The 25,530-nt window shown below is 71.7% G+C and carries 25 protein-coding genes; 18 read left to right on the top strand and 7 right to left on the bottom strand.

All coding sequences use genetic code 11. From position 1 onward, the window contains the following. Positions 1-27: 27 nt before the first annotated feature. The 3 genes from ACGF2V_RS03645 to ACGF2V_RS03635 all read left to right on the top strand — a co-directional run bounded on the left by ACGF2V_RS03645 (position 28) and on the right by ACGF2V_RS03635 (position 2,354). Positions 28-711, top strand: a complete 684-nt coding sequence (locus tag ACGF2V_RS03645) for a response regulator transcription factor (protein WP_362704426.1) — start codon at positions 28-30, stop codon at positions 709-711. Between the two features lie 274 nt (positions 712-985). Next, positions 986-1,522 carry a VOC family protein gene (locus ACGF2V_RS03640; protein WP_362704424.1) on the top strand — a complete coding sequence of 179 codons (537 nt, stop codon included), beginning with the start codon at positions 986-988 and terminating at the stop codon, positions 1,520-1,522. After that, complete coding sequence (locus tag ACGF2V_RS03635) at positions 1,506-2,354, top strand: MerR family transcriptional regulator (RefSeq protein ID WP_392910621.1); 849 nt, start codon at positions 1,506-1,508, stop codon at positions 2,352-2,354. The genes ACGF2V_RS03640 and ACGF2V_RS03635 overlap by 17 nt, the downstream gene beginning before the upstream one ends. A gap of 192 nt (positions 2,355-2,546) precedes the next feature. Here the strand turns inward: ACGF2V_RS03635 and ACGF2V_RS03630 are convergent, their stop codons facing one another. The 3 genes from ACGF2V_RS03630 to ACGF2V_RS03620 form a co-directional block, all read right to left on the bottom strand. Further along, complete coding sequence (locus tag ACGF2V_RS03630; protein WP_362704419.1) at positions 2,547-3,566, bottom strand: aldo/keto reductase; 1,020 nt, start codon at positions 3,564-3,566, stop codon at positions 2,547-2,549. Further along, positions 3,566-4,027 carry a MerR family transcriptional regulator gene (locus tag ACGF2V_RS03625; protein WP_362620650.1) on the bottom strand — a complete coding sequence of 154 codons (462 nt, stop codon included), beginning with the start codon at positions 4,025-4,027 and terminating at the stop codon, positions 3,566-3,568. The genes ACGF2V_RS03630 and ACGF2V_RS03625 overlap by 1 nt, the downstream gene beginning before the upstream one ends. 169 nt (positions 4,028-4,196) lie before the next feature. Further along, positions 4,197-7,313, bottom strand: a complete 3,117-nt coding sequence (locus ACGF2V_RS03620; protein WP_362704416.1) for a BTAD domain-containing putative transcriptional regulator — start codon at positions 7,311-7,313, stop codon at positions 4,197-4,199. Between the two features lie 159 nt (positions 7,314-7,472). Here ACGF2V_RS03620 and ACGF2V_RS03615 point away from each other — a divergent pair, with 159 nt between their 5' ends. From ACGF2V_RS03615 to ACGF2V_RS03590, 6 genes are all read left to right on the top strand, one after another. Then, positions 7,473-7,664 (top strand): hypothetical protein, encoded by a 192-nt coding sequence (locus tag ACGF2V_RS03615; RefSeq protein WP_362620647.1) that lies wholly within the window; start codon positions 7,473-7,475, stop codon positions 7,662-7,664. Positions 7,665-8,091: 427 nt separating this feature from the next. Further along, positions 8,092-8,640, top strand: a complete 549-nt coding sequence (locus ACGF2V_RS03610) for a MauE/DoxX family redox-associated membrane protein (protein ID WP_362620645.1) — start codon at positions 8,092-8,094, stop codon at positions 8,638-8,640. Between the two features lie 26 nt (positions 8,641-8,666). Then, positions 8,667-9,233 (top strand): hypothetical protein, encoded by a 567-nt coding sequence (locus ACGF2V_RS03605; protein ID WP_362620643.1) that lies wholly within the window; start codon positions 8,667-8,669, stop codon positions 9,231-9,233. Further along, entirely contained in the window at positions 9,230-11,347 is a 2,118-nt protein-coding gene (locus ACGF2V_RS03600) for an ABC transporter ATP-binding protein (RefSeq protein WP_362704414.1), read from the top strand. Before ACGF2V_RS03605 ends, ACGF2V_RS03600 begins: the two co-directional genes overlap by 4 nt. Positions 11,348-11,378: 31 nt before the next feature. Further along, the gene (locus ACGF2V_RS03595; protein ID WP_362704412.1) at positions 11,379-11,879 is read left to right on the top strand and encodes a S26 family signal peptidase; all 501 of its coding nucleotides are present in this window, start codon (positions 11,379-11,381) and stop codon (positions 11,877-11,879) included. Between the two features lie 72 nt (positions 11,880-11,951). Continuing rightward, positions 11,952-12,773 (top strand): serine hydrolase domain-containing protein, encoded by an 822-nt coding sequence (locus ACGF2V_RS03590; protein WP_362704410.1) that lies wholly within the window; start codon positions 11,952-11,954, stop codon positions 12,771-12,773. Here the strand turns inward: ACGF2V_RS03590 and ACGF2V_RS03585 are convergent. Further along, the gene (locus tag ACGF2V_RS03585; RefSeq protein WP_362704408.1) at positions 12,733-13,227 is read right to left on the bottom strand and encodes an ATP-binding protein; all 495 of its coding nucleotides are present in this window, start codon (positions 13,225-13,227) and stop codon (positions 12,733-12,735) included. The two genes, ACGF2V_RS03590 and ACGF2V_RS03585, sit on opposite strands and share 41 nt — an antisense overlap. 87 nt (positions 13,228-13,314) lie before the next feature. Between ACGF2V_RS03585 and ACGF2V_RS03580 the strand changes: the two genes are divergently transcribed. Next, complete coding sequence (locus ACGF2V_RS03580; protein WP_362704405.1) at positions 13,315-14,163, top strand: helix-turn-helix transcriptional regulator; 849 nt, start codon at positions 13,315-13,317, stop codon at positions 14,161-14,163. Further along, positions 14,123-14,389 carry a DUF397 domain-containing protein gene (locus tag ACGF2V_RS03575; RefSeq protein WP_362704402.1) on the top strand — a complete coding sequence of 89 codons (267 nt, stop codon included), beginning with the start codon at positions 14,123-14,125 and terminating at the stop codon, positions 14,387-14,389. The genes ACGF2V_RS03580 and ACGF2V_RS03575 overlap by 41 nt, the downstream gene beginning before the upstream one ends. 482 nt (positions 14,390-14,871) lie before the next feature. On the opposite strand, the gene ACGF2V_RS03570 is transcribed toward ACGF2V_RS03575, so the two are convergent. After that, entirely contained in the window at positions 14,872-15,243 is a 372-nt protein-coding gene (locus ACGF2V_RS03570; protein ID WP_362704399.1) for a beta/gamma crystallin domain-containing protein, read from the bottom strand. A 572-nt stretch (positions 15,244-15,815) separates the two neighbouring features. On the opposite strand from ACGF2V_RS03570, the gene ACGF2V_RS03565 reads away from it, so the two are divergent. Next, entirely contained in the window at positions 15,816-17,642 is a 1,827-nt protein-coding gene (locus tag ACGF2V_RS03565; protein WP_362704397.1) for a LamG-like jellyroll fold domain-containing protein, read from the top strand. 145 nt (positions 17,643-17,787) lie between these two features. Here the strand turns inward: ACGF2V_RS03565 and ACGF2V_RS03560 are convergent, their stop codons facing one another. Continuing rightward, positions 17,788-18,492, bottom strand: a complete 705-nt coding sequence (locus ACGF2V_RS03560) for a pirin family protein (protein ID WP_362704395.1) — start codon at positions 18,490-18,492, stop codon at positions 17,788-17,790. Positions 18,493-18,627: 135 nt separating this feature from the next. Between ACGF2V_RS03560 and ACGF2V_RS03555 the strand changes: the two genes are divergently transcribed. From ACGF2V_RS03555 to fabF, 5 genes are all read left to right on the top strand, one after another. Further along, a complete protein-coding gene (locus ACGF2V_RS03555) occupies positions 18,628-19,827 on the top strand; it encodes a helix-turn-helix domain-containing protein (RefSeq protein WP_362704393.1) in 1,200 nt (399 codons plus the stop codon). A gap of 89 nt (positions 19,828-19,916) precedes the next feature. Further along, positions 19,917-20,831: an ACP S-malonyltransferase gene (locus tag ACGF2V_RS03550; RefSeq protein ID WP_362620679.1), complete on the top strand. Its 915-nt coding sequence runs from the start codon at positions 19,917-19,919 to the stop codon at positions 20,829-20,831. A gap of 13 nt (positions 20,832-20,844) precedes the next feature. Beyond that, a complete protein-coding gene (locus ACGF2V_RS03545) occupies positions 20,845-21,876 on the top strand; it encodes a ketoacyl-ACP synthase III (protein ID WP_362704391.1) in 1,032 nt (343 codons plus the stop codon). Positions 21,877-21,939: 63 nt separating this feature from the next. After that, positions 21,940-22,188 carry an acyl carrier protein gene (locus ACGF2V_RS03540; RefSeq protein WP_072483507.1) on the top strand — a complete coding sequence of 83 codons (249 nt, stop codon included), beginning with the start codon at positions 21,940-21,942 and terminating at the stop codon, positions 22,186-22,188. A 77-nt stretch (positions 22,189-22,265) separates the two neighbouring features. Then, positions 22,266-23,528 carry a beta-ketoacyl-ACP synthase II gene (fabF, locus tag ACGF2V_RS03535; RefSeq protein WP_362620622.1) on the top strand — a complete coding sequence of 421 codons (1,263 nt, stop codon included), beginning with the start codon at positions 22,266-22,268 and terminating at the stop codon, positions 23,526-23,528. Between the two features lie 164 nt (positions 23,529-23,692). On the opposite strand, the gene ACGF2V_RS03530 is transcribed toward fabF, so the two are convergent. Beyond that, entirely contained in the window at positions 23,693-24,187 is a 495-nt protein-coding gene (locus tag ACGF2V_RS03530) for a DUF3145 domain-containing protein (RefSeq protein WP_362620620.1), read from the bottom strand. Positions 24,188-24,577: 390 nt separating this feature from the next. On the opposite strand from ACGF2V_RS03530, the gene ACGF2V_RS03525 reads away from it, so the two are divergent. Next, positions 24,578-25,492 carry an SGNH/GDSL hydrolase family protein gene (locus ACGF2V_RS03525; protein WP_362620618.1) on the top strand — a complete coding sequence of 305 codons (915 nt, stop codon included), beginning with the start codon at positions 24,578-24,580 and terminating at the stop codon, positions 25,490-25,492. Positions 25,493-25,530: the final 38 nt, after the last annotated feature.

Here is a 25,530-nt window from a genome sequence, read left to right as displayed (position 1 = left end):
ACGCCCTGACGCCGCCCCGGAGGAACCTTGACCATCCGCGTGATCATCGTCGACGACCAGGCCATGGTGCGCGCGGGGTTCGCGGCGCTGCTCGCGGCGCAGAGCGACATCGAGGTGGTCGGTGAGGCGCCGGACGGGCGCCGGGGTGTCGACGTCAGCCGGGAGGTGTGCCCGGACGTGGTCCTGATGGACGTCCGGATGCCCGAGATGGACGGCCTGGCGGCGGCCCGCGAACTGCTGAACCCGCCCGCGGGGGTGGAGCACCGGCCGAAGGTGCTGATGCTCACCACGTTCGACGTGGACGACTACGTGTACGAGGCGCTGCGCGCCGGGGCGTCCGGCTTCCTGTTGAAGGACGCGCCGCCCTCGGACCTGATCGCGGCGGTGCGGGTGGTGGCGTCCGGCGAGGCGCTGCTCGCGCCGTCCGTGACGCGGCGCCTGATCGCGGACTTCGCCCGGCAGGGCCCCTCCGGCGCGACCCGGAGCGGACAGGCGCTGCGGCTGAAGGGGCTGACCCCGCGCGAGACGGAGGTGTTGGAGCTGATCGCGCGGGGGCTGTCCAACCAGGAGATCGCGGCTCGGCTGGTGCTGGCCGAGCAGACGGTCAAGACCCACATCGGACGCGTCCTGGCCAAGCTCGACCTGCGGGACCGCGCACAGGCGGTGATCTTCGCGTACGAGGCGGGGCTGGTGGTGCCGGGCGAGGCGTGAGGGACCGGGGCGCCGGCCGGGCTCCGGGCCCCGGTGCTGGCGTCCGCGCTGCGGAAGACCTCCGCCGCCGACTCTCCGGTGCCGACGGGAAGCCAGTCGTCCTCGCCGCCGCCCGGCGTCCTCGGCAACAGGGTTCGGGGCCCGGGGACTTCGCTCATGCCGGCCACCTCAGGCGGATGCCCCGGCCACCGCACCGGTCCGCATCATCGGGGCGGGGCGAGATACACGGACTCGACTTGACCCTCACGTCGCGTGAGGCTGGAAGGTGGGGCGCATGAGCGATTACTACAACGCGTTCGAGACGAGTCCCGTGCCCGCCCCCGGCCCTGATGCGGTTCCGCCGGAGCCGTTCCACGGCATCTATGGCATGCCCGCGTTCGTGACGATCCCCACGAGCGATATGGCGGCGTCGGTGGACTTCTGGATTCGGGGTCTCGGATTCTTCGAGCTGTTCAGCATCCCCGGCACGCTTGTGCATCTGCGCCGCTGGGCGTTCCAGGACGTACTCCTCGTCGCGGCGGCGAGCGAGCCGGAGCAGGCACCGGCGATGAGCGTCAGCTTCGCTTGCGTGCTCAGCCAGGTCGATCCCCTGGTCGAGGCATGCCGTGCGGTGCGCCCGGACTCGGTCGACGGTCCGCGGGATACTCCTTGGAACACCCGCGATGTGGAGGTGATCACCCCCGAGAACGCACGGATCGTCTTCACTGCGGCGAAGCCCTTCGATCCGGCCAGCGAGGAGGCGCGGAACCTTGAAGCCATCGGGATCACCCCACCGGGCGTCGGTCGCGACGACCATGGGGAGCATGCCTGATACCACCGACGCCGACACCGACGCCGACACCGACACCGACACCGACGCCGACAGCCTGACCGTCGGCCAGGTCTCGACGTGTCTGGGCGTGACGGTCCGCGCCCTGCACCACTGGGATGAGATCGGCCTGGCACGACCGTCGCTGCGCACGGCTGCCGGATACCGGCTTTACACCGCCGCTGATCTGGAACGTCTGCACCGCATCGTCGTCTACCGTGATCTCGGTCTCGGCCTGGACAGGATTCGGGCCGTCCTGGACGACTCGACCGCGGACGTGCCCGGCGCCCTGCGTGCGCAGCGCACCCAGGTCGCTGAACGGATCGACCGCCTCCAGCAGCTCGGCGCCGGACTGGACCGGATGATCGACGCCCACGACCGCGGCCTGCTGCTGACCGTCGAGCAGCAGGCCGCGATCTTCGGCCCCGAGTGGAACCCGGACTGGCCCGCCCAAGCCCGTCAGCGCTACGGAGACACGCCGCAGTGGCGGCAGTACGCCGAACGTTCGGCCGCTCGCGGTCCGGAGGAATGGCAGGCCGTCGCCGACGCCGTTGCCGACCTCGACCGCGCTCTCGGGGATGCGATGGACGCCGGTGTCCCACCTGGTAGCCCGGAAGCGAACGAACTCGTCGAGCGGCACCGCGAAGTCTTCGCTTCGTACTTTCCCCTCACCAGGGAGATGCAGGTCTGCCTCGGCCGCATGTACGAGGCCGATCCGGCATTCACTGCCCACTACGACGGCATCCGTACCGGCCTCGCCACGTGGTTCCGCCACATCGTCGACGCCGCCGCACGCGCCCACGGCATCGACCCCGACACCGCGACCTGGCAGTAGAGCGCGGGGCCGCGCGGGGCCCGGCTGGTGAACTGGTTCAGCGTCGCCTGTGGACTCCAGCGCGACTGGCGGTGTGACATCGAGGGACTGGGTCTCCGGTTGCGGATGGTCATGCCGCCCTGATGCGCATGGCGCACCGCCCCGCCGGTACGGCCCAAAACCGGCCCGTACCGGCTGGTGCCGCTCCCGGGACTACCGCTCGCGGGCCGTGGCCGTGTTGCTCATGTCCGGGTAGCGGTCGCCCGCCACCTGTCCGGCGATCGGCTCCAGCAGCGCCAGTTCCTGGTCCGTCAGCGTGATCCGGGTGGCGGCCACGTTCTCCAGCAGGCGGCTGCTCTTGCGGGTGCCGGGGATCGGGACGACGGTCAGACCGTGCACCTGGGCGCGCTGCTGCACCCAGGCGAGGGCGATCTGCGCGGGGGTGGCCCCGTGCACCTGGGCGATCTCGCGCACGGGCGCCAGCAGCGCGGCGTTCGCCTTCGCGTTGTTTCCGGTGAAGCGCGGCTGGTACCGGCGGAAGTCGCCGTCCGGCAGGTCCTTGGCGGCGTCCGTGAACGCGCCGGTGAGGAAGCCGCGGCCGAGCGGCGAGTACGGCACGAGGGCCACCCCCAGCTCGACGGCGGCGGGTACGGCGCTGCGCTCCGCGTCCCGGCTGAAGAGCGACCACTCCGACTGGAGTGCGGCGATCGGGTGCACCGCGTGCGCCTCGCGCAGCTCGGGCCCGGTCACCTCGCTCAGTCCGAGGTGCTTGACCTTGCCCTGCCGGACCAGTTCGGCCATCGCTCCGACGGACTCGGCCAGTGGGACGAGGGGATCGCGGCGGTGCATGTAGTAGAGGTCGATGACGTCGGTGCCGAGCCGGCGCAGACTGCCCTCGACGGCCTGCCGGATGTACGCGGGGTCGTTGCGCACGCCCCGGTAGTGCGGGTCGTCGGCCCTCCGCTCGATGGCGAACTTCGTGGCGAGGGTGATCGCGTCCCGGTGCGCCGCGACGAACGGGGCCAGGAACTCCTCGTTGGCGCCGCTCCCGTAGACGTCGGCGGTGTCGAACAGGGTGACGCCCGCCGCCAGCGCCGTCTCCAGCGTCTCGCGGGCGGCGGCCTCGTCGGTCTCCCCGTAGAACTCGCTCATCCCCATGCAGCCGAGACCCTGCACGCCGACCCGGGGGCCGCCGGTGCCGAGCTCCACAGTGGCGATCTTGTCGTCAGTCATCAGGCACAGGGCCTTTCCGGCGCCCGTCGGGCACCCGCGTAGAAATCGATCTTGTGGTCGAGGACGGCGAGCGTGTCCTGGAGCTCCGCGATCCGCGCCTTCACGTCGCGGCGGGTCGCCTCCAGCAGCTCCTGCCTTTCCTCGAAGGTGTGCTCGCCCTCGCGCAGCAGCTCCGCGTACCGGACCATGCCGGCGACCGGCATCCCGGTCAGCCGCAGCTTGCCGACGAACGCCAGCCAGTCCAGGTCCCGGTTGGTGAACCGGCGCTGGCCGGTGTGCGACCGGTCGACGTGCGTCATCAGCCCGATCCGCTCGTACCAGCGCAGGGTGTGCGCGGTGAGCCCGGTGAACGCGGCGACCTCGCCGATGGTGTAGCGGTCCTGCCCGTCGGGGCGCGGGTACGCCTTGGGTGCCGACGCGCCGACGTCCGTCCTCGCGGAAGTGGTCTCCATCACCGTCATGCCCTCCACGCTAAAACCTTCGAGTGCACTCGAGGCAAGCGCGGGCCGAGGGGCTTCCGGTCATCGGTGAGGGCCATTGGTGTGAGTCCGTTCTCCGGAACGACGACGCGGCGGCGCCGCGTCGTGTCCGCTCCGGCGTCCGGTCCGGTGTCCGGTCCGGTGTCCGGTCTCAGTCCTCGGGACGGGATTCGCCCAGCGCCGCCCGCAGCCGCGCGGCCTCCTCGCGGGCGCGGCCCGCGGCCGAGGCGTCGCCGAGCAGGTCGCGGGCCCTGGCCAGGGTGTCGAGGCCCACGGCCAGCCAGCTCCGGGAACCGATGCGGCGCCACAGCCCGACGGCCGCTTCGGCACGCCGGACGGCCGGCACCGGCCGTCCGGCGGTGAGCTGCGCCTCCGCGAGCGCGTAGAGCGTCGCCGCCTCGCCCCACAGATTGCCGAACTCCCGGTAGGTCCAGAGAGTACGGGCGAGGAGCCGGCGGCCCTCCCGTTCGGCGCCGCCCTTGACCAGGACGTCCCCGAGCCAGCAGGTGGCGTGCGCGGCGGTGAGCCGGTCGCCGAGGACCTCGCTGATCGCCGCGGCCCGCCGGAAGCACTCGGCGGCCTCCGCATGGGCTCCGAGCGCCCGGTGGCACTGCCCCAGGCAGCGCAGCGCCTGGGCCTCGCCCGGGCGGTAGCCGGCGTCCCGGCTCTCCCGCAGGCACTGGGTGAACCGCTCCATGGCCGCCTCGGTGCGCCCTTGTTCCAGGTCGATGACGCCGATGCCGTTGGTCGCGTAGACGAGGCAGTTGACGTTTCCGGCCAGGCGGGCGAGCTCCGCCGCCCGCTCGAAGTGGCGCACCGCCGTCGTGTAGTGGCCGAGCAGGCGGTGCACGTAAGCGAGCCCGGCCGTGGCACTGGCCAGGTGGGCCGGGCCCTCGCCGTCGCCGAGCTCCAGCGCCTGTTCGAAGTGGCCCACTGCCTCCGGATAGCGGTCGAGGATGGTGGTGAGCTCGCCCAGGCAGCGGTGGAGCTGGGCGGCGCTGCGTCGGTCGCCACCGCTCAGGGCCGCCTTGAGGGCCCGGTTCTGGAGGCGTTCCCAGTCGTCGAAGTGGCTGCCGATCTGGAAGAGGGTGGTCAGCGTGGTGGCCAGTGCCGCCGCCGGGGCGGTCTCGTCCCTGTCGAGTGCCTGGTCCACCACGTCGATGAGGAACCGGCGCTCGTCGTTGAACCAGGCCAGCGGGTCCGCGAGGACGCGGTCGGCGTCCTGTGCGGACAGCCGCCAGGACGCCAGGGCGGCCTGCGAGATGCCCTGGAAGTCGACGCTGAGGGTGTCCGCGGCCAGGTCGGCCAGGTGCAGGCCGGCCCCCAGCAACCGGGCGAGCGCGGCGGCGCGTTCATGCGGCGGGACCTCCCGTTCCGCCCTTTCGCGGCCCAGCAGGCGCACCAGATCGTGCAGCCGGTGGCGCATGCCGGACGCCCCGGTCGTGGCGGCCTCCACCAGGTGGACGTCGGTCAGGTCGTCGAGCAGGGCCTCCGCCCGGCGCAGGTCGAGGTCCAGGAGCGCGGCCAGGGACCAGACGGAGAGGTCCGGCCCGGGGAGCAGGGCCAGCATCCGCAGGGCGTGCTGGTTCGCGGGCGGCATCGCCTGGTAGGTCAGTTCGAGGCTGGCCCGTACGGCGACGTGGCCGACGGCCAGTTCGTCGAGCTTGCGCTGTTCGTCGGCCAGCGCGTGGGCGACCTTTCCCAGTGGCCAGTTCGGCCGGGCCGCCAGCCGTGCTCCGGCGACCCACACCGCGAGCGGAAGACCCTCGCAGGTCTCCACGATGGCCCGGGCGGCGTCCGGCTCCGCGAGGGTCCGGTCGGTTCCGAGCATCTCCCGCAGCAGGGCGAGTCCGTTCGCGGGGTCCAGGACTCCCAGCGGGAGCCGGGCGCCGTCGAGACCCGCGAGGGAAGTGCGGCTGGTGACGACGGCGGCGCAGCGGGCGCCGCTGGGGAGGAGGTCGTCCACCTGGAGGGCGTCGGCGGCGTTGTCCAGGACGACGAGCGCTTTCCGCTGGGCCAGCAGGGTGCGGTAGAGGTGGACGCGGCCGGTGTGGTCCGGCGGTACCGTGCCGCCGCGCACACCGAGCGCCCGGAGGAAGGCGCCCAGGATCGTGAACGGTTCGGCCGGCCCGTCTCCGAAGCCCTGCAGGTCCGTGTAGAGCTGGCCGTCCGGGAACCGGGAGGCCAGCCGATGTCCCAGGCGTACGGCGAACGCCGTCTTGCCGACCCCGGCGGGGCCGGTGACCAGCAGGGGGAGCGGCCCGGCCGTCTTCCGGGCCAGCAGCCGACAGGCTTCGGACGTCTCCCGCTCCCGGCCCACCAGCAGGGACGGGGACGGCGGCAGCAGGCGGGGGCACGGAGTCGTCCCACCCGGCCCGCCCGGCGCGCCCGGTCCGCTCTGGCTCTCGCGGCCGTCCCCGGCGGCGTCGGCGGGGCCGTTCCCGGCGGCGGATCCGGGGGCCCCGTCGGGGCCGGAGGTTCCGGCAGGACGCGGGCGGGAGGCGGTGACCGCCGGGGAGGGCACGGAGAGGTCCGGGGAGTCGGTGAGGATCCGCTGATGCAGCCGACGCAGCTCCGGACCCGGGTCGATGCCCAACTCATCAGCCAGATGGCGACGTTGAGCCTCGTAATGGCGTAGGGCGTCGGAGGCCCGCCCGCTGCGGTACAGGGCGAGCATGAGCTGCCCGGCCGCCCGCTCGTCCAAGGGGTGACGCTCCGTCAGGGACACGAGCCGGGACAGGAGCGCGCCGTGAGCCCCGAGACGCAGTCGGGCGTCGTTGAAGTCCAGTTCGGCGGCGAGCCGTTCCCGCAGCAGTGCCTCACGCAGTGAGTCGAACCACGGGGTGGCGCATGCCGTGAAGGGCTCTCCCTGCCACAGGGCCAGCGCCTGTTCGAAGAGCCGGGCGGCGCGTTCCGCGTCCTCGGCGGCACGGGCCTGACGGACCAGGGTGTGGAAGAGGTGCAGGTCCACGAGGTGCGGGGCGGTCTGCACGGCGTATCCGCCGGGGCGTCGGGCGATGGCCGCTTCCTCGCCCGCCGGTTCCAGGGCCCGCCGCAGCAGGGACACGTATCCGTAGAGCGTGCCCTTGACGCGCTGCGGTGCGCGGTTCTCCCAGACCCGTTCGACGAGTTGCGCGGCCGTCACCGTGCGCGGGGCGTCGACGAGCAACGCGGCGAGTACGGACCGCTGTTGCGGAGGACCGAGCGCCACGGCCGCACCGTCGATGTGCGCCGTGATGTCACCGAGCACGCGGAACCCTACCGCCATGGCACCTCCCTGACCCCGCGCCCAGCTTGCCGAGACGGGCTCCATCAGCCAATTCGAGATCGCGCCAAGGTTCCGCCAAGGGTGGTGCGGGACGGTGATGAGCACGGCCCGGGACCGCCGGGCACGACCAGAGAACGTGTTCCGGAAGGGGACGGCGTCATGAGGAGTATGCGTGGGATCGCGGACCGGATGCTGGAGCGTCTGGTTCCGAGCGAGACGGCCGGTGCGTGCGAGTGGTGGTACCGCTGCATCCGCAACCAGCCGTGTGCGAACTACAACCAGTACACACAGCGCGTGTGGTCGTGCGACCTGAACAGGCGCGAGTTCGTCCGCTGCGGCTGCACGTCGTAACCGCGGCTGGCGTTCTCCGTCGGGCGGCCAGGGCGTGTTTCGAAAGGAGCGTCGTCCGCCCGCAGGGCGGGGTCGGGGGCGACTGGTACGTGCGATCGCAAGGCGGAGGGAGGAGAGCGCAGCGGGCTGCGCCGACGACCGACAACGCAGCGAGAGTGGGGTCTCCCCTGTTCGAGCGAAAGCCGAGAACTTGGGGAAGTACCAGACGCCCCCGACCAGACGGGACTTTCGAAACACGCCCTAGCGGCGGCGGGCGGCCCGCACCCCGCCGTGTCCTGTCCGGACGCTCGGCACGTCGGCGGGCGAGGACGTTCCCGCGCCGCCCCGGCCCCGGGCACGGCTTCTCCCAGGAGCGACAGCTCCCGGGCCGACATCTCGTCCGGGGAGCGACGGCTCTTCCCGGGACAACAGCTTCTCGGGAGTACGCGTGGAACTTCTGTCCGCGACCTGTCATGCCGTGCTGACGCTGGTACTCGGCGCGGCCTTCCTCGGCAAGGTGCGCGACGCGGCCGCGTTCGACGCGTTCGCCGAGGCCACCACCGCACTCGTCCGGCTCCGCACGGGGGGAGCCGGGCGTCGGCTCGCCAGGGCGGTGCTCGCCGTCGAGGCGGCGGCCGTCGTGTTGCTGGCCGTTCCCCCGCTGCGCGGCATCGGTCTGCTGCTGGCGGGTGCTCTGCTGGCCGCGTTCACCGGAGTCGTCGCCCGGGCGGTCGGTTCGCGTACGGCGGTGTCCTGCCACTGCTTCGGTACGTCGGCGGTCCCCGTCGGCGCCCCGCAGCTCGTGCGCAACGGGCTGCTGCTCATGGTCACCGCCCTGGCCGTGCCCGGTGTGCTTCATCCGGCGCCGCTGCCGTGGCAGGCGTGGTTCGCCGTCTGGCTGACCGGGGCCGTGGCCGCTCTCGTGCTCGTGGTGGGCGACGAGTTGGTCCTGCTGCTGCGCGCACGGCCCGCCGCCCGGATCCGCCCAGGTATGTGACCGTCCCGACTGGAGGGGACCGCGCCATGTTCTATCTTTCCGTCGCCCTGGCAGCCGTCGCCGCGCTGTGCGCGCTGGATCTGATGCTGACGCTCGCCGTCCTGCGGCGGCTCCGCGACCGGCCGGACGGGCCGGCCGCGGCCGGGGCCGAGGAGGGCGGTCTCCCGGTGGGCGCGACCGTGGGCGCGTTCACGACCGTCGGCACCGACGGCGTCGAGATCACCGAGCACGACCTCGGCGACGACTGCGTGGTGGCGTTCTTCTCCGCCGGCTGTCCGCCCTGCCGACGAAGGCTGCCCGTCTTCGTGAAGCAGGTGGCCGCCCTGCCGGAGGCGGACCGTCGTGCCGTGGTCGCCGTCGTCGTGTCCGGGGGCGACGGATCCGACGACTTCGCGGAGTCTTGGGAGATGGCCGAACGGCTGGCGCCGGTGGCCCGGGTCGTCCGCGAGGAACCGGACGGTCCGGTCACGACCGCGTTCGGGGTGCAGGCGTTCCCCTCCCAGTTCGCCGTCAGGACAGGGTTCGGGGCCGCGCCCCGGGTGACGGCGGTCGGTCGTGCGGCGCTCGCCGCCCAGCCCGTGGGCTCGGCGTGAGCGCGGCCACCGCCCCCACGAACGCCCGAGCGGGATTCGCCCATGTGGTCGCGACGGCACTGAAACTGGCGTTCCGCTCCGCACGCGGCGTCCTGGTGGGTCTTCTGGCAGTGGCCCTGGTGACGGCGGCCGCACCGGTCGCCGCCACCTGGCTGGTCAAGGACGTCCTGGACGTCCTGGCCACGGAACCCACGGTGCGGGCGATCGCACAGCCCGCCTGCGCCCTGGCCGCGATCAGCGCGGTCATGGCCGTCACCCCGCAGATCAGCGGCTACCTCCGCGCCCGGCTGACCCGCGCCACCGGGCTGCGGGCGCAGGCGCGGCTGCACGCCTCGGTCGACACGTTCACCGGGCTGCGCCGCTTCGAGGACCCGGCCTTCCTGGACCAGTTGAGACTGGCCCAGCAGGCCGGGGGCCTCGCACCGTCCCAGGTGGTCGAAGGTGCGGCCGGGATCGTCCGGAGCATCGTGCTGCTGGCCGGTTTCATCGGGTCCCTCGCCCTGCTCCATCCCTTGCTGGCCGTGGTGGTGACCGCGTCGGGGGTGCCGGTGCTGTGGGCGGAGGTGGCGCTGAGCCGCCGACGGGCCCGGGCGCTGTGGGACATCAGCCCCACCGAACGCCGGGAGATCTTCTACGCGACGCTGCTGACCAGCGTGGAGGCGGCCAAGGAGATACGGCTGTACGGCGTCGGGGCGTTTCTGCGCGAGCGCATGCTGGGCGAGCGCCGCACGGCGGACGCCCAGCGAGAACTCCTGGACCGCAGGGAGCTTCGGGTCCAGTCCTGCCTTCAGATCACTTCGGCGCTGCTGGCCGGTGCCGCACTGCTGTGGGCGGCGCGGGCCGCCGCGCAGGGCTCGATGACGGTCGGCGACGTGTCCATGCTGCTGACCGCGGTTCCGGCCGTGCAGAGCGGCATCGGCGGGCTGGCCGGCGAAGTGGGCCAGACCCACCACTCGCTGACGCTGTTCCGGCACTACGTCACCGTGGTCGGCCTCGACCCCGACCTGCCCGCCCCGAGCCACCCGCGTCCCGCCGCCCCGCTGGCGGACGCGATCGAGTTCCAGGACGTCTGGTTCCGCTACGGGGAAGGGCTCCCGTGGATTCTGCGAGGCGTCACGCTGCGGCTGGAGCGCGGCTCCGCCGTCGCGCTGGTCGGCGTCAACGGCTCCGGGAAATCCACCCTGGTCAAACTGCTGTGCCGCTTCTACGACCCCACTCGGGGCCGCATCCTGTGGGACGGCACCGATCTGCGCGACATCCCTGCGGCCGAGCTGCGGACCCGGATCGCCGCCACGTTCCAGGACCCCATGCGCTACGAACTCCCGGCCCTGGAGAACATCGCCCTCGGTGAGCTGAGCGCGCTGCGGGACCCCGGGCGCTGCGAGGAAGCGGCGCGCTTCGCCGGTGTGCACGACGACATCGCCCGGCTGCCCCACGGGTACCGGACGCTGCTGAGCCGTACGTTCCGTACCGCCGAGGAACACGGGCCGCACGCCCCGGCCGACACGTCCGAAGCGGAGGGGAAGCGCACCGTGGCCGACACCGCCGAAGCGGAGGGGAAGCGCACCGTGACCGACACCGCCGAAGCGGAGGGGACGCACGGGCCCGGCGGTCGGCCGCTCGCCGGACCCTCCCCCGCCGAACCGCCCTCGGGCGAACAGTCCTCCGGTGTGCAGCTCTCCGGCGGGCAGTGGCAGCGCATGGGGCTCGCCCGCTCGTTCCTGCGGCAGGACGCGGACGTACTGATCCTCGACGAGCCCAGCTCGGGCCTCGATCCCCTCGCCGAGTACGAGATCCACACCCGCCTGAGACAGCACCGGACGGGCCGGACCAGCCTGCTGATCTCCCACCGCCTGGGCACGGTGAAGGACGCCGACGCCATCGCCGTACTGGAGAACGGGCGGATCACCGAACTCGGCGACCACCACCAGCTCCTCGCCCGACGCGGAACGTACCACCGGTTGTTCACCCTTCAGTCCCGCGGCTACGTGGAGGAGCACCCCGCACCGGAGGCCACCACGGCCGTCACCCCGGCCGCCCCGGGCGCTCCGGCCACCACGAGCACGGCGGAACGCGACGGCGCGCCGCCGCTCGCCGCCCGCGCCGGTTCCTGATCACGTCCCGTCCACGCACCGGAGGCCACCCGTGCCCGACCCGATCCTGCTGTTCCTGACCGGCACGGCGGCGGCCGTCGCGGCGCTGGCCGTTCCCGCGGCCCGCAAGTACCTCCTGCTGCTCGACGTCAGCGGCGGCAGCATGACGCCCACCTACCAGGACGGCGACCGTCTCCTGGCCGTCCGGGCACCGTCGCGGCTGGTGCGCCGCGGCACCGTGATCGCCCTCCGCCTGGAGCCCGGCCCGCCGGACCGCACCGATGCCGACCGGCCCGCCCCCGACCGCCCTGCTCCCACCTGCATGATCAAGCGCGTGGCGGCACTGGGCGGCGAACGGCCGCCGACGGAGACGGTTCCGGACCGCCCCGCCTCCATGGGCGTCGTCCCGCCCCGCCATGTGTTCGTCGTCGGCGACAACCGGGCGAGTAGCTGGGACTCCCGCCACACCGGCCCGGTCCCGCTCACCCGGCTGACCGGAATCGTGCTGTTCCGGGTGCGGTCGGCCAGCCGAACCGGTCCGGGAAGGCGGTGAAGTGCTTTCTCCGCGCTGAGCGGGACCACGGCCCCGCGAGGCCCCGAACACCCGCCCGTTACGCTCGTAGGCATGCAGAGCCTGGCGATGATCGACAACTGGCCCGTCCCCACCGCGGCGGCTGCCGTCGTACGAGCGGACGGCACCGTCGTCGGTACGCACGGCCCGACCGCACACCGTTTCCCGCTCGCCTCGGTCACCAAGCCGATCGCGGCGTACGCGGCGCTCGTGGCGTACGAGGAGGGCGCGGTCGAGCTGGACGAACCGGCCGGCCCCGAGGGGTCGACCGTACGCCACCTGCTCGCGCACACCAGCGGGCTCGCGTTCGACGAGCACCGGACCACGGCCGCGCCCGGCACCCGCCGGCTCTACTCCAACGCCGGCTTCGAGGCACTGGGCGACCACATAGCCAAGGTCACCGACATCCCGTTCCCCGAGTACGTGCGCGAGGCGGTGCTGGAACCGCTGGGGATGACGGCGACGACGGTGGACGGCTCGCCCGCCAAGGACGGCGTCTCGACCGTCGACGACCTCGTACGGTTCGCGGCGGAGCTCCAGGCGCCCCGGCTGCTCGACCCGCGCACGGTGCTGGCCGCGCAGACCGTCCAACACCCCGGCCTGAAGGGCGTGCTGCCGGGTTACGGCCACCAGAACCCCAACGACTGGGGCCTCGGCTTCGAGATCCGGGCCCACAAGTCGCCGCACTGGACGGGCGGTTCGTCCTCGCCCGCCGCCTTCGGTCACTTCGGGCAGTCCGGCACCTTCCTGTGGGTCGACCCGGTCGCGGGCGCGGCGTGCGTCGCCCTCACCGACCGGGCCTTCGGCCCGTGGGCGGTGGAGGTGTGGCCCGCGTTCACGGACGCGGTGCTCGCGGAACTGCGCCCGGGCCACTGAGGCACGCCGCCGTCTCCGCCCGCTCCGCCTTCTTCACGGGCAGGCACTCGAACCACACCGTCTTCCCCGCACCGTCGCGGCGGGATTCCGCGCCCCAGCGGTCGGTGACGGCGTCGACGAGGACCATCCCCCGCCCGTCCTCGGCCAGCGCGTCACCGACCGTCACACACGGCAGTTCGGCGCACTCGTCCGCGACCTCGACGCGCACGCCCCCGTCCGGGAGCCGGAAGATGAACGTCTGGCAGATGCTGCCGGGCACGTGCCGTACGACGTTGGCGATCAGCTCGGTGAGCGCCAATTCCGCCCCGTCGGCCACGTCGAGAAGCCCCCAGTTGGTGAGGTACAGGCGCAGGATGCGTCGCAGATGCCGGGCGGAGTGCTCGCTCATCGCGAACGCGGCGCGGTAGGTCGGCTCCAGCGGTTCCCCGGTTCGGGGCTCAGTTACGTGATTCACGTCACCAGAGTGCAGCGGCGTGACTACCGTCGGCCACGTACGGAAACGAACGCCGCGAGGCGTTGAACGCCGGAGGTGCCGCCCGCCGTGGCCAACATCCAGAAACTCGACCCCTGCGCTTCCCCGTTGGACTACTACGGCTCGGAGTTGCGCCGCCTGAGAGAGGCCAACAGCCTCAAGCAAGGGCAGCTCGGCGACATCATCTTCTGCACGGGGTCGCTGATCGGCCAGATCGAGACGACGAAGAAGGTCCCCACCCGCGACTTCTCGGAGCGGGTGGACGCGGCCCTCGGCACGGACGGGGTGTTCTCCCGGCTGATCGGACTGGTCCTGCGCAGCCAACTGCCCACCTGGTTCCAGCCGTACGCCGAGATGGAGTCGCGCGCCGCCTACATCTCCACGTACCAGGCGCAGTTGGTGTACGGGCTGCTGCAGACGGGCGACTACGCGCAGGCCGTACTGTCCACCGGCATGCCGGACGACCTCGAAGGTCTGGTGGCAGCCAGGTTGGAACGCCAGCGCATCCTGGAACGGGAACGGCCGCCGCTCACCTGGGTCGTGCTCGACGAGGCCGTGCTGCACCGGCCGATAGGAGGTCGTGAGGTGATGCGGAAGCAACTCCAGCGGCTGTTGGACCTCGCCGACCACCGCTGGATGCGGATCCAGGTGCTGCCCTTCGCCGCCGGTGAACACGCAAGCCTCGCTGGCTCGTTCACCACGATGCGCTTCGACGACGACCCCGACATCGTCTACACGGAGGACGTCATCTCCGGCCATATGACCGCCAACCCTGACACCGTCAGGGAGGCCGCCCTCCGTTACGCTCACTTGCAGGCCGCAGCCCTTTCCGTCGAAGACTCCGCGGCCCTGATCGCCCGCGTGATGGAGGAGCGTTATGCAGACCCGGCCCGACCTGAGGAACGCGCGATGGCGTAAGTCCAGCTACAGCGGAAACACCGGCGGCGAATGCGTCGAGTGCACCGTCGTGGGCGGTGCGACCTGGCGCAAGTCGACGTACAGCGGCACCAACGGCGGCGAATGCGTCGAGGTAGCCGACGGCCTCCCCTGCGCCGTCCCCGTCCGCGACAGCAAGAACCCCGACGGCCCCACCCTCACCATCGGGGCTGCTGCCTGGCAGCACTTCGTCGACGGGCTCCGCTGACCCCGTCGCAAGCGCGGAACGGAAGGGGGCTCGGGTGATCAGTGGTCACCCGAGCCCCCTTTCTCGCAAGGGCGGCGACTGATCATTTCGGAACGAGGCTTGAAGCCGCCTCAAGCGGATGAGATCGCAGGCGAGTTGGGGCAGGCCGAAGTGGAGGCCGACGCGTATCTCGTAGCGGGTCCGCAGTAGTTTGAATCGGCGGAGTCGGACGAAGTCGGCTCGACGCCCCAGCGGTCTTTTCCAGGCCGGAGCCGCGGGCGATGCCCTTGCGGGCGTTCTTGGGGGCCGCAGGTGTACTCCACCGCCCCACCCACAGCCAATCCCTCGCCGAAATAATTCCGAAACGATCAGTTATCGAAACGGCCTGAGATGGAAAACCGGACAGAATTCGCACGCGGCGTCGATTCGAATAGCTACCACAAAAGAAGAAGGGGACACCCCGAAGGGCGTCCCCTATTCAACAGGCTTCACCCTCGGCGAACTCAGTGAATCTGGACCGAAATGACCTTGTGGACATGCCCGGGGTTCCACACGTTCCACTTCTGAAGGGTGACGGTGTCGAGCCTCGGGTTGTTCATGTCCTGCTGGTACTGGAGGGTCACGACGTTGTTCCCTGATTCGACCCAGTTGACGCCGTAAATAGCGACGGGCATGGATCCGGCGTTGGCGAAACAGAGCGTGTCACGGCCGCCGTTATTGTGGATCGCCAGGTAGCCGCTTTCGTTACAGGCCGTACGGTTGATCAAGACGCCGACGCCCGAGGAAGGCGCGGCCGCGACGGGAACGGCTGTGGCGACCAGTGCAGCCACAGAGGCGGCAGCGACACCGACGAAACGACGCACGGGCAGCTTCATTTCTTCCCTTTCTCCTACGGTGCGGGAGCCCTCACTCTCGCACGTGCAGCCGCGACCCGGGAGTGCGCCTCTCAGCCAATTTCACGTGCCAACGACCTCTTTTCGCCCTCCGGTCGAATCTCGCCAGTCGATGGCGGATTAGCGATTCCTCCGAGGAGCGGAATTTCAACCAAGAGAACCGTTTCCACGGAGTTTTCAAGGATTGTTCACCCGGCTGATGTTGACGTGTCCGGTTCCGTCCGTTGCTCCCTCACCTTCCCTGCGGCAGCACCGCCGCGGTCCCAGCGGGGTGCCGTGAGGGCACCCCGCCGGGCCAGGGGAAGTCCGGAGTGTCAGCCAGGACACCGCCCACCGCCGGCCCGAGGAATCGCTCTCTGGTTTCCACGCCTTCCTCAACCATGCGTACCTACGAGGAACTTGCGCTGTCCGCTGTCACTCCTGCGCCCCGTAAGCTGCGGTGGTCCGGTAACGACCTGGGGGCGATAAGGAGTGGATCAGGGAGCGTCACAGGTCGGCGCGAGCCCGCTCCCTGTCGGCCCCCAGGTCGTAAGTGCGTGCGGGAGGGGTTCGTCGTGGTGCAGCCGTTGGAGCAAGGGGATCCGAGCTTCCTGGGTGACTACCGGGTGGTGGGTCGCCTGGGTGAAGGCGGGATGGGGCGGGTCTTCCTGGGGCGTTCACCGAGCGGGCGGTCCGTGGCGATCAAGATGGTGCACGCGTCGCTGGTGCACGAGCCGGAGTTCCGGGCCCGGTTCCGTAGCGAGGTTCAGGCGTCGCGAGCGGTCGGGGGAGCCTTCACCGCCCCGGTGGTCGACGCCGACACGGAGGCCGAACAGCCCTGGATGGTCTCCAGCTACATCGCCGGTCCTTCGCTCCACCAGGCGATCGTCGACCAGGGGGCCCTGCCGCCGGTGACGCTGGCCGCGCTGGCCGCGGGCCTGGCCGAAGCCCTGGTCTCCATCCACCGGGCCGGGCTGGTGCACCGCGATCTGAAGCCCTCCAACGTGCTGCTCGCCGACGACGGCCCGCGCGTCATCGACTTCGGTATCGCCCGGGCGCTGGACGCCACCAGCCTCACCAGGACCGGGGTCACCATCGGCTCGGCGGGCTTCATGTCCCCCGAGCAGGTCAACGGCGGCGAGATCACCGCGGCCAGCGATGTCTTCTCCCTGGGCGCGGTACTGGCCTTCGCGGCCCTCGGCGTCGGTCCGTTCGGCGTGGGGTCGGCGCCCGCCATGCTCTACCGCGTCGTGCACGAGACCCCGGACCTCAAGGCCGTCCCGGACCCCGCGCTGCGTGCCCTGCTGGCCGACTGTCTGGCCAAGGAACCGGCGCTCCGCCCCACTCCGCAGCAGATCCTCCGGCGGGTGGCCCCGGCCCTTCCCTGGGCCGGTCATCTGCCGGCGGCCGACCACTCTGCCGCCGGCGGACAGGCCGGCGTGCCCACGCGGCGCGCCACCCTCGCGGAGATGTTCACCGAGTACAGCGGGACGCAGCTCTCCTCGTCGGTGGCGTCCGGCGGGCAGTCGCCCGCGCCGGATGACCCCCGCCTGTCCGTACGCCGCGACGCGACGGCCCCGGCCGCCGGGATCGCGGAGGCAGTGGTTCCGGCCGCCTCCCGGGTTCCGCGCAGCTCTGCCGGAGCCTACGAGAAGGTGACGGCCCCCGTGGCTCCGTCCCCCACGCCCGGGTCCGGGCCGGTGCCCGGGTCCGCGCCGGTACCTGCGGGGTCCGTGCCGGGGCCCGCGCTCGGGCCAGGGCCTGGGGCCGGGTCCGGGCCGGTGCCCGCGGGGCCTCGCCCCGTCGGGGCCTGGCGGCTCGACGAACGTTCCGGAGTACGGGCGATGGACGTCACCGGACGCCACCACGCCACGGCCACGGCGGTCAGGTGGGGAACAAGCCACGGTGAGGGCGCCGAGTTCAACGGGTTCAGCAGTGAAGTGGCCACCGATTCCGCGGTGATCGACACCGCGCGCGGCAGCTTCACCGTAAGCGCATGGGTCCGGCTCGGTGTGATCCCGCCGCACTTCGTGACCGCGGTCAGCCAGGACGGTGAGGAGACCAGCGGCTTCTACCTCCAGTACTCCTCCGACGAACGCCGCTGGGCCTTCGCCCGCCCGGATCTGCGCGTCGCTTCGAGGACCGAGCCGGTCGCCGGTGAATGGACCCATCTCACCGGTGTCTGCGACAGCTTCGCCGGGGAGCTGCGTCTCTTCGTGAACGGCGTCCAGGAGGGTTCGGTCCGCGACAGGATCCTGATCGTGTCCGAGGGGCCCTTCGTCATCGGCCGCGCCCGTTACGGCAGGAGACCGGTCGATCACTTCCCGGGCGGCATCAAGGACGTCATGGTCTTCGACCGTGCCCTCACCGCGGCGGAGATCGGCGGCCTGCTCCGGGCGTGATGCGGCTGGAAGGGTCTTGTTCCACGACCTGGACGGCAACAGGCCGCCCGCGTGACGCCGCCTGACACCTGATCAGGTGCGCCGGACGGAGGCCGGGCACGTGGGGCTCGCCGTCGAGTGGCCCGCCGCCTGCCGGCCCGGGGATTCAGGCCGGCAGCTCCCAGAGCAGCACTTCGGCCCGTCCATCCTCGGCCGGTTCCTCCTCGGCCGGCCCCTCCCCGGCCAGGCCCGCCGTCGCCGTCAGCTCCAGACCCGTCTCGCCCGTGATCCGCGCCGCATCGCCCGGTCCGAGCGTCTCGTCGCCGATCCGGACGGTTCCGGCCACCATGTGGACGTACACCCGTGGCGCGTCCGGGAGCGGGGTGCGCTCGCCGGGGGCGGGTCGGCGCACGTGCAGCACGGCGCCCGCGGCCGGGACGGCGTACGGGGTGTCGTCGGCGACCTCCGGGACGATGGTGTACGCGGGGTCGCCGCCCGGTTTCAGCGGGGTCAGCCACATCTGGACGAACGTCAGCGGTCCGGAGCCGTCGTTGCGTTCGACGTGGCGGACGCCCGCCGCAGCGCTCAGGTGCTGGAGGCCGCCGGGCCGTACGACCGTGGCGCGGCCGGTCGAGTCGCGGTGGGTCAGCTCGCCCTCGACGACCCAGGTGACGATCTCCGTGTGGCTGTGCGGGTGTTCGTCGAAGCCCGCGCCGGGGGCCAGCCGTTCCTCGTTGCAGGCCACGACCGGACCGAAGTGCAGGTTGTCGGGGTCGTAGAAGGTGCCGAAGGAGAAGGCGTGCCGCGTCTCGATGCCGGCCGCCTCGTCCCCGCCCCTGGCCCGGTCCTCGGAACGCTGTACGGAGATCATCCGCCCACGGTAGCCCGCCGGTACGCGATCGCGGACCGTCCCGCCGCGCGGACCTGCGGCCTCGCGGCCCCGCCGTACGACCCGCCACCGCCCCGGCCCTCCGAGCACGTGGCCGGATAAGGCAGTCTTGTGTGCGTGTCCCGACCCGATCCTGAGCAGCCCGCTGCGCACGACGCCCACCTGCACGCCGCGACCCTGAAGCGGCTGGAGCAGTCCTCCGGCCGCCTGGCCGCCAACGCGATCGCCCGCATGGACGAGACGCTGCCGTGGTACCGGGCGATGCCCCCGGAGAACCGGTCCTGGATCGGCCTGGTGGCCCAGGCCGGGATCGCGGCGTTCACCGAGTGGTTCCGGCATCCGGAGACCCCGCAGGCGATCTCCACCGATGTGTTCGGCACCGCGCCGCGCGAGCTGACCCGGGCGATCACCCTGCGGCAGACCGTCGAGATGGTGCGTACCACGATCGAGGTCATGGAGGCCGCGATCGAGGAGGTCGCCGCGCCCGGTGACGAGTCGGTGCTGCGCGAGGCGCTGCTGGTGTACGCGCGGGAGATCGCGTTCGCGACCGCCCAGGTGTACGCGCAGGCCGCGGAGGCCCGTGGCGCCTGGGACGCGCGGCTGGAATCGCTCGTCGTGAACGCGGTGCTGTCCGGCGAGGCCGACGAGGGCGCCGTCTCGCGCGCCGCGGCGCTCGGCTGGAACTCGCCCGAGGACGTCTGTGTCGTCCTCGGCACTGCCCCGGACGGTGACAGCGAGCTGACCGTGGAGGCGATCCGGCGGGCCGCCCGGCACGCCAAGCTCCAGGTCCTGACCGGGGTGCTCGGCAATCGTCTGGTGGTCATCGCGGGCGGCAGCGACAACCCGTTGCAGGTCGCGAAGGCGCTGATCGGGCCGTACGCGGCGGGGCCGGTCGTCGCCGGGCCGGTGGTCCCCGACCTGCTGGCGGCCACCCGGTCCGCGCAGGCGGCGGCGGCCGGGCTGAAGGCGTGCCGGGCCTGGCAGGACGCGCCGCGCCCGGTGCTCGCCGACGATCTGCTGCCGGAGCGCGCGATGGCCGGCGACCCCGCCGCGCGGGATCAATTGGTGGAGGAGATCTACAGACCGCTGGAGGAAGCGGGGTCCGCACTGCTGGAGACGCTGAGTGTGTATCTGGAGCAGGCGAGCAGTCTGGAGGGCGCGGCACGGATGCTGTTCGTCCACCCCAACACCGTGCGCTACCGGCTCCGACGTGTGACTGACGTCACCGGGTGGTCACCCTCGGATGTCCGCTCGGCGTTCACTCTGCGAATCGCCCTGATTCTGGGGCGCCTGGCTACCGGGGATACGCAGTCCTAAACTTTTGTCGGACGTCAACAATTCCCCCTACGGTTCTTCGTCCCTGTCCTCACGGGCGCGGCGAACCGTTCACAAGAGAGAGTGTGAGGGTGCTCGTACTCGTCGCTCCCGGCCAAGGCGCTCAGACGCCCGGCTTCCTGACCCCCTGGCTCGATCTGCCCGGTGCCGCCGACCGCATCGCGGCCTGGTCCGAGGCCATCGGGCTCGACCTCGTCCACTACGGCACGAAGGCCGACGCGGAGGAGATCCGCGACACCGCGGTGGCGCAGCCGCTGCTGGTCGCCGCGGGCCTGCTCTCCGCTGCCGCGCTCGACGCTTCGCCCGACATCGTCGCAGGTCACAGCGTGGGTGAGATCACTGCGGCGGCCCTCGCCGGGGTCATCGACGACGAGGCGGCGCTCCGTCTCGTACGGGCCCGCGGGCTCGCCATGGCCGACGCCGCCGCGATCACCGAGACCGGTATGGCGGCGCTGCTGGGCGGCGACCCGGAGGTCACGGTCCCGCACCTGGAGAAGCTCGGGCTGACCGCGGCCAACGTCAACGGGGGCGGCCAGATCGTCGCCGCCGGCACCGCCGAGCAGCTCGCCGTGCTGGCCGAGGACAAGCCGGAGGGGGTGCGCCGGGTGGTGCCGCTCAAGGTCGCCGGCGCCTTCCACACGCACCACATGGCTCCCGCCGTCGAGCGGCTGCGCGAGGCGTCGTTGGAGCTGAAGATCAGCGATCCGACCGTGGTGTACGTCTCGAACGCCGACGGCAGGTCGGTGGCGACCGGTGACGCGGTCGTCTCCCGGCTGGTCGGCCAGGTGGCGAACCCGGTCCGCTGGGACCTGTGCATGGAGACCTTCAGGGAGATGGGCGTCACCGCGCTCATCGAGGCATGCCCCGGCGGCACACTCACGGGTCTCGCCAAGCGCGCCCTGCCCGGCGTGCAGACGCTCGCGCTGAAGACCCCCGACGACCTCGAAGCGGCTCGCGCGCTCCTCATCGAGCACGCGGGCGCCTAAGGAGCCCGAGAGCATGTCGAAGATCAAGCCCGCCCAGGGCGCCCCGTACGCGCGGATCATGGGCGTCGGCGGCTACCGTCCGACCCGTGTCGTGCCCAACGAGGTGATCCTCGAGAAGATCGACTCGTCCGACGAGTGGATCCGCTCGCGTTCCGGCATCGTCACCCGTCACTGGGCGAACGACGAGGAGACCGTCTCCGCGATGTCCGTGGAGGCGGCCGGGAAGGCCCTCGCGGACGCCGGGCTCAGCCCCGACCAGGTCGGTGCCGTGGTCGTGTCCACCGTCTCGCACTTCGCGCAGACGCCCGCGATCGCCACCGAGATCGCCGACAAGCTGGGCACCGGCAAGGCCGCCGCGTTCGACATCTCGGCGGGCTGCGCCGGCTTCGGCTACGGTCTGACGCTGGCCAAGGGCATGGTCGTCGAGGGCTCGGCCGAGTACGTCGTCGTCATCGGCGTGGAGCGGCTGAGCGACCTGACCGACCTGGAGGACCGGGCGACGGCCTTCCTGTTCGGTGACGGCGCGGGCGCCGTCGTCGTCGGCCCGTCCGAGGAGCCCGCGATCGGCCCGACCGTGTGGGGCTCCGAGGGCGACAAGGCCGGCACGATCAAGCAGACCGTGCCGTGGGACAAGTTCCACACCGGCGACGTCACCGAGCTACCGCTCGACTCCCAGGGCAATATCAAGTTCCCGGCCATCACGCAGGAGGGCCAGGCGGTCTTCCGCTGGGCCGTCTTCGAGATGGCGAAGGTCGCCCAGCAGGCGCTGGACGCGGCCGGGATCAGCCCGGAAGACCTGGACGTCTTCATTCCGCACCAGGCCAATATGCGGATCATCGACTCGATGGTGAAGACCCTCAAGCTGCCGGAGCACGTCACGGTCGCCCGTGACGTGGAGACCACCGGCAACACGTCCGCCGCCTCGATTCCGCTCGCGATGGAGCGGCTTCTGGCGACCGGTCAGGCCAAGAGCGGCGACACCGCGCTCATCATCGGCTTCGGGGCGGGTCTCGTGTACGCCGCGACGGTCGTTACCCTCCCCTAGACACACCAGGCCACTTTGGCCCGGACGTCCGAACCCTGCAGAAACATGTGAAGGAGCGCCAACATGGCCGCCACCCAGGAAGAGATCGTCAAGGGTCTCGCCGAGATCGTCAACGAGATCGCCGGTATCCCGGTCGAGGACGTCCAGCTGGACAAGTCCTTCACCGATGACCTGGACGTCGACTCGCTGTCCATGGTCGAGGTCGTCGTCGCCGCCGAGGAGCGCTTCGACGTGAAGATCCCCGACGAGGACGTCAAGAACCTCAAGACGGTCGGTGACGCTGCCGACTACATCCTCAAGCACCAGGGCTGACGGGCCCGGTACCTGTGTCGCCACCCGGCGGTGGCGCCGCTGATTCACGACCCTCTACACGTGGAGAAGAATTTCCAGTGAGCTCGACCAATCGCACCGTGGTCGTCACCGGTATCGGCGCAACCACTCCGCTGGGTGGCGACTCGGCGTCGACCTGGGAAGGTCTGATGGCCGGCCGTTCCGGCGTCAAGCCTCTCGAGGGCGAACGTTTCGCTGAACTGCCCGTCCGGATCGCGGCCGTCGCGGCCGTGGACCCGGGCGACGTACTGCCCCGCCCGCTCGCCCGCAGGCTGGACCGCTCGGCGCAGTTCGCGCTGATCGCGGCCCGCGAGGCGTGGGCGGACGCCGGCTTCACCGGCAAGGCCGGCGAGGACGGCTCGGTCCGGCCCGAGCGGCTGGGCACGGTCATCGCCTCCGGCATCGGCGGCGTGACCACCCTGCTCGATCAGTACGACGTGCTGAAGGAGAAGGGCGTACGCCGGGTCTCCCCGCACACCGTGCCCATGCTCATGCCGAACGGCCCGGCGGCCAACGTCGGCCTGGAGGTCAACGCCCAGGCCGGTGTGCACACGCCGGTCTCCGCCTGCGCCTCCGGCGCCGAGGCGGTCGGGTACGCCATCGAGATGATCCGTACCGGCCGGGCCGACGTGGTCCTCGCCGGTGGCACCGAGGCGGCGGTCCACCCGCTGCCGATCGCCGCGTTCGCCAACATGATGGCGATGTCCAAGAACAACGACGAGCCGCAGAAGGCGTCGCGTCCGTACGACACGGGCCGTGACGGTTTCGTGCTCGGCGAGGGCGCCGGCGTCGTCGTCCTGGAGTCCGCGGAGCACGCCGCCGCGCGCGGCGCCAAGGTCTACTGCGAGGTGCTGGGCCAGGGCCTGTCCGCGGACGCCCACCACATCGCGCAGCCCGAGCCGAGCGGTCGCGGCATCGCCGCCGCGCTGCAGAACCTGCTGGACCACTCGGACGTCAAGCCGTCCGAGGTCGTGCACCTCAACGCGCACGCCACGTCGACACCGCAGGGCGACATCGCGGAGCTGAAGGCGCTGCGCAAGGTCCTCGGGGACGACCTCGACCATGTCGCGATCTCCGCGACGAAGTCGATGACCGGTCACCTCCTCGGTGGCGCGGGCGGCGTCGAGACCGTGGCCACGGTCCTGGCACTGCACCACCGCACGGCTCCCCCGACGATCAACGTGGACCACCTCGACGAGGACGTGGAGGCCGACATCGTGCGCGACGAGCCCCGGCCGCTGCCCGACGGGCCCATCGCCGCGATCAACAACTCGTTCGGATTCGGTGGCCACAACGTCGTCCTGGCGTTCCGCAGCGTCTGACCCACGCCCGACCCGCGCCTGACCCCGTGTCCGGCCCGCGACGACGTCCGGCCCCGGCCGGGAGCGACGACGCCGGGAGCAACGACGGAGCCCGCCTCCCCCTGTGGGGAGGCGGGCTCTCGCGCTGTACGTGCCGCAGGAACCGCCTCCGGCACGCGCGTGCGTCACACCACCTGGTGCAGCCACCGCACCGGCGCGCCCTCGCCCGCGTGCCGGAAGGGCTCCAGCTCGTCGTCCCAGGGCTTGCCGAGCAGCTTGGCGATCTCGTCCTGCAGATCGCTCTCGCCCCGCATCGACCGCGCCAGCGCCGCGCGCAGCCGGTCCTCGGGCACCAGGATGTCGCCGTGCATGCCGGTGACGGCGTGGAAGATGCCCAGCTCGGGCGTGGAGCTGTAGCGCTCTCCCTCCGACTTGGGGCTCGGCTCCGCCGTCACCTCGAAGCGCAGCAGGTCCCAGCCGCGCAACGCGGAGGCCAGCTTCGACGCGGTGCCCGGCCGGGCCTGCCAGGAGAACTCGGACCGCCAGGTGCCGGGCGCGGCCGGTTGCCGGACCCAGTCCAGCTGTACGCGTACTCCGAGGACACCGGCCACCGCCCATTCGACATGGGGACAGAGCGCGCGCGGTGCGGAGTGAACGTACAGGACTCCACGTGTCGTCACCGGGACCTCCAGTGTGGGACGAAGTTCGCCTTCCCCAGCGGCCTCGCGCCCGCACCATCACTTCTCGGCCGGATCCCGAGGTTGTCATCAGTAAACAGCATCGGGCTGAATCTCCCGAAAAGGGGCAGTATGTGACGTGATGTGATTTACGGAAAGCCACCCGAGTGGAGCCGGGCGAGGGAACACGCGCCGTGGTTCGACGAGGAAAAGCTACCGCGACACGACGCCCCGGGGGTGACGTACGGTCGGTCCCGGGCACATCATTCGCCCGGCCTTCGCCCTGCGGGCACCCGAGGCCCTCCACCCGGTACCACCCGGTGCCACCGGGGAATGCCGGGGAATGCCGGGGAATGCCGGGGAATGCCGGGGCACGACCGAAGGGAGCACAGCATGCGGAACCGTTCCGCCCGTCGCCGTTCGCGGATGGCGGCCGCCGTGGTGGCGGCGGTCTCGGTGCTGGGCTCCGCCGTACTGTCGGGCTGCGACTCCGAGACAGACAGCACGACGAAGGGGGCGTCCGGAAAGCGGAAGCCGTCCGCCGCGGCCGGTCCGGTCTGGGACCGCAGTCCGAAGTCGCTGGCCGCTGTCGGGGACTCCATCACGCGCGGCTTCGACGCCTGTTCGGTGCTGACGGACTGTCCGGAGGTGTCCTGGGCCACCGGCACGGACAGCGGGGTGCGCAGTCTCGCGGTGCGCCTGCTCGGCGAGTCGGGGGCCGTCGCGCGCAGTTGGAACCATGCCCGGACGGGGGCGAGGATCGCCCAACTGCCGGAGCAGATGGCGCTGGCCGCGAAGGAGAAACCCGGTCTGGTGACGGTGATGATCGGCGCCAACGACGCCTGCCGGGACTCGGTCCGGTACATGACGCCGGTGGCCGATTTCCGTTCCTCCTTCGAGGCGGCGATGCGCCAGTTGCGCGCCGGGGCGCCCAAGGCGCAGGTATACGTGTCGAGCGTGCCGGACCTGATGCGGCTCTGGTCGACGGGGCGGGACAAGGAGCTGGTCAAGCGGATCTGGAGCCTGGGGGTCTGCCGGTCGATGCTGGGCGACCCGGACGACATGGGCGCGGAGGCCGTGGCCCGGCGCGCCTCGGTGCACCAGCGCGTCGTGGCGTACAACGAGGTGCTGCGGGACGTGTGCGCGAAGGACACGCGGTGCCGCTACGACGGCGGGGAGGTCTTCGCGTACCCGTTCACGGGCGCGCAGCTCAGCCCGTGGGACTGGTTCCATCCGGGGCGCGACGGGCAGGCCCGGTTGGCGGAGATCGCGTACCGGAACGTCACGGCGGCACGGCCTCCGGCCTGAGCCCGGCCCAGGGCGCGGGGCCGGGGCAGGTGCTCGGG

Origin of the sequence: Streptomyces sp. NPDC047982 (assembly GCF_043204165.1) — a bacterium.
GTDB lineage: Bacteria > Actinomycetota > Actinomycetes > Streptomycetales > Streptomycetaceae > Streptomyces.
The sequence above is the reverse complement of the archived record's forward strand: the minus strand, read 5'-3'. Positions and strand labels throughout refer to the sequence as shown.